9 protein-coding genes are annotated in these 6,418 nt (G+C 70.8%); 5 read left to right on the top strand and 4 right to left on the bottom strand.

Annotation, left to right across the window (positions count from 1 at the left end; all coding sequences use genetic code 11):
• Nucleotides 1-306 precede the first annotated feature (306 nt).
• Nucleotides 307-1,083: an HD domain-containing protein gene (locus ENC19_RS28980; RefSeq protein ID WP_164450219.1), complete on the top strand. Its 777-nt coding sequence runs from the start codon at nucleotides 307-309 to the stop codon at nucleotides 1,081-1,083.
• A 410-nt stretch (nucleotides 1,084-1,493) separates the two neighbouring features.
• On the top strand, nucleotides 1,494-2,708 hold the full coding sequence (locus ENC19_RS28985; protein WP_164450220.1) for a MalY/PatB family protein: 1,215 nt from the start codon (nucleotides 1,494-1,496) through the stop codon (nucleotides 2,706-2,708).
• Nucleotides 2,709-2,732: 24 nt separating this feature from the next.
• Here the strand turns inward: ENC19_RS28985 and ENC19_RS28990 are convergent, their stop codons facing one another.
• Nucleotides 2,733-3,212 (bottom strand): SRPBCC family protein, encoded by a 480-nt coding sequence (locus ENC19_RS28990; RefSeq protein WP_164450221.1) that lies wholly within the window; start codon nucleotides 3,210-3,212, stop codon nucleotides 2,733-2,735.
• A gap of 43 nt (nucleotides 3,213-3,255) precedes the next feature.
• On the opposite strand from ENC19_RS28990, the gene ENC19_RS28995 reads away from it, so the two are divergent.
• Nucleotides 3,256-3,630: an ArsR/SmtB family transcription factor gene (locus ENC19_RS28995; protein ID WP_164450222.1), complete on the top strand. Its 375-nt coding sequence runs from the start codon at nucleotides 3,256-3,258 to the stop codon at nucleotides 3,628-3,630.
• Between the two features lie 17 nt (nucleotides 3,631-3,647).
• On the opposite strand, the gene ENC19_RS29000 is transcribed toward ENC19_RS28995, so the two are convergent.
• Both ENC19_RS29000 and ENC19_RS29005 read right to left on the bottom strand, forming a co-directional pair.
• Nucleotides 3,648-4,085: a VOC family protein gene (locus ENC19_RS29000; RefSeq protein WP_164450223.1), complete on the bottom strand. Its 438-nt coding sequence runs from the start codon at nucleotides 4,083-4,085 to the stop codon at nucleotides 3,648-3,650.
• 39 nt (nucleotides 4,086-4,124) lie between these two features.
• Nucleotides 4,125-4,784, bottom strand: coding sequence for a hypothetical protein (locus ENC19_RS29005; RefSeq protein ID WP_164450224.1), 660 nt, complete (start codon nucleotides 4,782-4,784; stop codon nucleotides 4,125-4,127).
• Nucleotides 4,785-4,955: 171 nt separating this feature from the next.
• On the opposite strand from ENC19_RS29005, the gene ENC19_RS29010 reads away from it, so the two are divergent.
• Complete coding sequence (locus ENC19_RS29010) at nucleotides 4,956-5,579, top strand: DUF6518 family protein (protein WP_164450225.1); 624 nt, start codon at nucleotides 4,956-4,958, stop codon at nucleotides 5,577-5,579.
• A gap of 19 nt (nucleotides 5,580-5,598) precedes the next feature.
• Here the strand turns inward: ENC19_RS29010 and ENC19_RS29015 are convergent, their stop codons facing one another.
• Nucleotides 5,599-5,865: a metal-sensitive transcriptional regulator gene (locus tag ENC19_RS29015; protein WP_099846331.1), complete on the bottom strand. Its 267-nt coding sequence runs from the start codon at nucleotides 5,863-5,865 to the stop codon at nucleotides 5,599-5,601.
• A 151-nt stretch (nucleotides 5,866-6,016) separates the two neighbouring features.
• Here ENC19_RS29015 and ENC19_RS29020 point away from each other — a divergent pair.
• On the top strand, nucleotides 6,017-6,418 hold a 402-nt coding region (locus tag ENC19_RS29020), incomplete at its 3' end, for a rhodanese-like domain-containing protein (protein WP_164450226.1).

Here is a 6,418-nt window from a genome sequence, read left to right on the forward strand (position 1 = left end):
CACCAAGATGCCGATGGTCGCCAGTAGGGCGTCGCGGCGCAGGTCGATCTCACGCTGGCGGGGACCCCACCCGGGCGCCGCCTGTGGACACCCGCCCCACTGTGGAGAACCCCCACCCCGCCACCGAATCTGCTGGGCGCCGTCGAAGGCTCCGGATCTGTGGCAGTGAAGGTGGCGCGAGGTCGGCGTGGCGAACGTCAGGACTGCCACGAATCGGGGGACGTCAGCTGGGCCGGCGTACCGGTGAGGGGTGGGTGGGAGGGGCGGGTCCGCCGGATGGTGGGGGTGATCGGATATAAGGGACGGATGGAGTTGCCGCCGTATCTGGCCACGATGCCGATGCACGCGATCACCGAGATGCACGGCGAGGCCGGGCTGCGGGAGCGGTTCCGGCTGGAGATCGAGGGGTTCGGGGCCGAGGAGCGTGGCCGGCTCGAGGAGGCGCTTGAGCTGGCCGGGTGGCTGCACCGCGATGATCGGCGGTCCCGGGAGCCGTACGTCAACCATCTGCTCCGGGTGGCGATCCGGATGCTGCACCACTACCAGGTACGCGACGTCGACGTGATCGTCGCCGGACTGCTGCACGACGCCGTCGAGGACCATCCCGCCGAGCTGGCCGGCGGTGAAGAGCCGAGCGGAGAGCCGAGCGGAGAGGCGGGCGGCGTTGAGGAGGTTCTGAGCGCCGACGTCAGGTCGGCGGCCCTGGGGGCGCTGGCCGAGCGGTTCGGCTCGCGGGTGGCGCGGCTGGTCGCGGCGGTCACCAACCCGCCGTGGGATCCCGGGCGCGACCGGTACGAGCAGTACCGGGAGCATGTCGCGGCCAGTCTCGAACGGGAACCGTGGGCGCGGGTCATCAAGATCTCCGACTTCACCGACAACGGTGTGGGGGTGATCCATTCGGTCGGCCCGAAGGTCGAGTCGTCGGCCCGCAAGTACCGGCCGTTGGTGCCGGTGTACCGCGACCTCGTCACCCGTGCCGACACTCCCCTGCCCGAGGCGGTCAAGCGACACATCCTGGACCAGCTCGACCTGGCCGAGCAGCGCTTCAGCGCCATCCTCGACCAACCCGCGCACCCCGCCTGAAAGCCTTCCGATCGACGCCGCGTAGGCCACACGAGTGACGCTGCGATGCCGCGCCGAGGTTGCGCCAGGGCACGTAGAACACGTCGCCGCCGGAGACGACGACGCCCCTGATCCGTCCGGGCCCTCAGCTCGACAGCGCGCGGCACACAGGGCGTGGACGCCGCGTCACCCCACCTGAGCGGCACCGTCCGAACCCCGAGTCCGCCTCGGACGCCTCGGTGGAAGCCGTCCCGTGCCCGTTGGCTCGATGCAGCAATGCCGTCCGTCGCCGGACAGCCTGGCCACGGCGGGCGCGGATCGTCCACCCGTCGCGGGTGCGTCCGCGCTGGGTAGGATGCGGTGATCTAGGCGCTTTCCGACGACCTCTCCGATAGGAGCTCCGGCATGCCCAGCCCGCCCCCTGATCGGCGGTGACGGTGAATCCGCTGACCCAGTTGTCCCTGGCCGAGCTACGGCGACGTACCAGCGTCAAGTGGCGCCAGTACGCCGACGACGTGCTGCCGCTGTGGGTGGCCGAGATGGACGTCCCGCTGGCCGCGCCGGTCGCCGAGGCACTGCACGACGCGGTCGGGCGCGGTGACACCGGGTACGCCTGCGGGACGCACTACGCCGAGGCGCTCGGCGATTTCGCGGCCCGCCGGTGGGGGTGGTCCGACCTGCCGGTCGACCGTACGACCCTGGTTCCGGACGTGATGCTCGGCATCGTCGAGGTGCTCCGGTTGCTCACCGGTCCCGGCGACGCGGTCGTGGTCTGCGCACCGGTCTACCCGCCGTTCTATGCCTTTGTCAGCCACGCCGACCGGCGGGTGATCGAGGCACCGCTCGGCGCGGACCAGCGGATGGACACCTCGACGCTGGAGGAGGCGTTCCGCCGGGCCCGCGCGGACGGTCGCCGGGCGGTGTTCCTACTGTGCAACCCGCACAACCCGACGGGCGTGGTGCACCGCCGCGACGAACTCGAAGCCGTCGCCGACCTCGCCGGCCGGTACGGGGTGCGGGTGGTCTCCGACGAGATCCACGCCCCGCTGGTGCTGCCGGGGGCGCGGTTCACGCCGTACCTGACGGTGGCCGGTGCCGAGGACGCCCTGGCCGTGCTGTCCGCCTCGAAGGCGTGGAACCTGGCCGGATTGAAGTCGGCGCTCGTGGTGGCGGGCCCGCAGGCGGTCGCCGACCTGCGGCGGATCCCGGAGGAGGTCAGCCACGGGCCGAGTCATCTGGGCGTCATCGCGCACACCGCCGCGTTCCGCGACGGCGGTGAATGGCTGGACCGGCTGCTGGTCGGACTCGACCACAACCGCGAGCTGCTGGGAATGTTGCTGGCGCGGCACGCCCCGGCCATCCGGTACCACCGTCCCGAGGGCACCTACCTCGCCTGGCTGGACTGCACCGCACTCGGCATCGACAGTGGTCCGGTCGGCGACGAGCCGGGGGTGGTGACCGACGTCGCCGGGCCGGCGAAGCTGTTCCTCGACCGCGGGCGGGTCGCCCTCAGCTCCGGGCATGTCTTCGGCACCGGCGGTGCCGGCTTCGTACGGCTCAACTTCGCCACCGCACCGGACATCCTGACCGAGGCGGTGACCCGGATGGGCCGTGCTGTCGCCGAGCACCACGCGACGGCCGGTTAGGGCTGCGTCGCGGCGGGGGCACGGTCAGGCGAAGAACCCCTCGCGCAGGTTGATGCCGTGTTCCAGCCACGCCTTGAGGCAGCAGAGCATCTGGGTCCAGCCCTGGCAGTTGCCGTACGAGGCCTCCTGGCCCTCCGGGGTGGGCCGCCACCCCTGCTCGGCGATGGTAACCAGGGTTTTGTCGTCGCCGAGTGACTCGAACTCCATGGTGACGGTGGTGAAGTAGGACGCTCCGCTGACCGGGGTGTCGGTGGTGGACTGGGCGCCGTCGGCGGCCTCCCAGCGCAGCACGATCCGCCGGTCCTGCTCCACCTCGACCACCTCGACCGGGAAGGCTCCGGGGAAGTCGGCGAAATCCCAGGTGACCGTGGCGCCGGTGACCAGCCGGCCCTTCGCGCCACCGGTGGTGAAGTACCGGGAGAGCTGGTCGGGGTCGACCACCGCTTCGAACACCTCGTGCACCGGGCGGCTGATCCGCCCGGCGATCTTGAATCGCAGGTCCACGGCGTTCCCCTCTCACATCCTCGACATGTTATAGCTTTATAACATGTCGAGTCGCCAGGGAGAGCGTTCCGGCCCGGAACCGGTCGACGAGGACCGCGTCTTCAAGGCGCTGGCGTCGTCGACCCGCCGACAGATCCTCGACGCGTTGAAGAACCAGCCACGCACCACCGGTGCTCTCTGCGAGCGGTTCCCTCAGCTGGACCGCTGCACGGTGATGCAGCACCTGCGGGTGCTGGAGGCGGCCGGGCTGGTCATCGCCCAGCGCAAGGGCCGCGAGCGGTGGAACCACCTCGATCCGCTACCGATCAAGCACATCCACGACCGGTGGATCGGCGACTACGCCAGCGCCGCAGTGGGAATGCTGGCCACCCTCAGACACGACCTCGAAGGCCGTGCGCCCGGCCACCGGGCAGGGTGACCGCCGTACCGGCGCCGTCAGCCGGCGGCCGTCACGAAGACACAGAACGGGTGCCCCTCCGGGTCGGCGTACACCCGGAACGGTTCGTCGGGGCCGGCCAGCCGGTCGGCCAGCAGGCGACCGCCGAGGGCGAGCACCCGCTCGTGCTGCGCCACCAACTGCTCGACAGAGGTCACGCTGAGATCCAGATGCAGCTGCTGGGGCACCGGGCCGTCCGGCCAGCTCGGTCGCGGCAACGAATCAACCTGCTGGAAGGCCAACTGCGGGCTGCCCTCCGGGGTCCTCAACACCAGCCAGTCAGCTCCGCGCTCATCGACCTGCCCGGGCTCGGGCGGCTCGTCGCCGGGCCGGTAGACCAGGCCCAGCAGCGCCCGGTAGAACTCCGCCAGCGACCTGGCGTCGGTGCAGTCGAGCACCACCTGACACAGCCTGGGAGTGTTCTCCCGCTCGACCATCCCGGGTCACCTCCGACATAGGTGGGAAACGCGGCTCGGTCAGTCCCGGCTGGGTGCCGGCCCGTTATCGTTGAACCGGAAGCTGCTCGTCGGCGGCCCGTCGCCCAACTCCTCCAGGATCAACCCGGCGTCCCGTGACGTCCGCAGGTACGCCGAGTTGTTGCTGATCAGGAACCCCTCATCCGCGTCGGCGGCGGTGATGGCGAACTGCTGTCGTGGCTCGTCCTTCCGACAGGCGGCGCCCTCCACCAGCAGCGGCCGGCCGCCGCCCGGGTTGCGGACCTGCCAGCAGACCGGGTCGCCGGTGCCGGGGCCACCGCCGGCCCCACGGTACGACCGGATCAGAAAGTCCTGCCCGCCCAGTGGGGTCGGCACGAACAACTGCCGACCGCTGTCGTCGTCCACCTCGGCCAGGCGGCCGTCGTCGGTCAACGACAGTCCGGCCTCGAAGCCGTCCATCCGGGTGATGGTGATCTGGCGGGTGCCGGACAGCACCGCCGGGGTGGCGGTCGGCTCCGGGCTGGCCGACGTCGACGCCGTGGGCATGGGCACCGTCGTGGTGGTGGCCTCGGCGATCGGTGAACCCGTCACCGTCGGCGAGGCGGAGACGTCGTCGGTGCCACCCGGGTCACCGCACCCCACGGCTCCCACGGCCAGTGCCACCACCCCCGCCGCGGCGAACCGGCTTCGCTTCGACATTCCTCGCTCCCCATCCCGGCCCGTGCAGGCTTTCCGGTCGGCGCACCGCCCCGGGGCCGTCCTCGTTGATCGACGTACCCGGAAGGCCGCACGGGTATGCAAGGGAGCTGATCGAGGCGGTCCGGCGCCCCGACGCGCGATATCGATGCATACCCGGTATTCTCGCGTGTCATGCGGTCTGGACCCGACAACCGACACGTGGCGCTCGCGGCGGTGCTGGGCGGCATGCTGCTCGGCGCCGTCGACTTCATCTGGATCAAGTACGTGCCGTATCCGGTCGGCAACCTCGGCAACTCCAGCGCGGTGTGGGCGGTTGCCGCCTTCATCTTCGGCTGCTGGGTCCGGTCGGGCCTGCTGCGCGCGGCGGCGGGCGCCGCTGTCGCGCTCGTGATCGCGGTGCCCGGCTACTACGTCACGGCGGCACTCGTGCAGGGCGACGACTGGGCCGTGCTGTGGGCACCGACATCCCTGCTGTGGATGTGTTTCGGTGTCCTCGCCGGGGTGCTCTTCGGCATCGCCGGGACCTGGGCACGCGGCACAGGCTGGCGACAGGTGGTCGGACCGGCACTGCCGGCCGCCGTGCTGTTCGCCGAGGCGGGGCTGGAGATTCGCCGGATCGGCGACCCCAACTACGGCGACGACCCGATCTGGGACGCGCTGATCAGGATCGCGCTCGGCCTGCTGGCCCTCGTCCTGGCCGCGCGGACGAACCGGCAGCGGGTACTGGCCCTCGCCGCGGCGGTGCCGCTGGCGCTGGCGGGCCTGGCGGCGTTCCTGCTGGCCGGGTTCCGCTGACCCAACCAGACTGCGCACCTCAGGCCAGTGACAGGAACAGCTTCTCCATCTGTTCGAGGTTGGCCTTGCGGTCCTCCCCGGCGGAGCCGCTGACACACTGCTCCAAGCCGCTCGCAATGATCTTGAATCCGGCCCGGTCCAACGCGCGCGAGACCGCCGCCAACTGGGTCACCACCTCGGCGCAGTCACGCCCGTCCTCGAGCATGCCGATGACGCCGCGAATCTGACCCTCGGCACGGCGCAGTCGCTTGACCACATCACCGACCGCGTCCTCGTCGACCTGCATCTCCCACCCCTCCCGGCTCGTCGAACAACAGTACACCGGGGGGTATTTCCCGACGCCCGGCCGCGAGCCGTTTGCCGTTCGCCGATTCGTGGTCAATACTCGAATCAGATACCCCCTAGGGTATATCACCGAACCTGAGGATGGAGTGTCCGTGACCGCCAGGAGCAGTTCCCCGACCATCGACGTGCCCACCGCACGAGCCCTGATCGCCGACAACCCCGACGTGTTGATCGTCGACGTGCGCACCCCGGGCGAGTTCGAGACCGCACACGTGCCGGCCTCGATCAACCTGCCGCTCGACCAGGTCGACGCGCACCTGGGTCGGATCGTCAACGACGCGGGCGGCCGGATCCTGCTGATGTGTCAGTCAGGCAACCGGGCCACGGCGGCCTGCACCCGGCTGGCCGACGCCGGTCTGACCGACGCCACCGTCATCACCGGCGGCATGAACGCCTGGGTGGCCGCGGGTGGCCCGGTGGAGCGCGGCCGGCAGCGGTGGAGCCTGGAACGCCAGGTCCGCCTCGTCGCCGGCGGGGTCGTGCTGCTCGCCGTC

This window comes from Verrucosispora sioxanthis (assembly GCF_010560025.1).
In the GTDB taxonomy this organism is placed as follows: domain Bacteria; phylum Actinomycetota; class Actinomycetes; order Mycobacteriales; family Micromonosporaceae; genus Micromonospora; species Micromonospora palythoicola.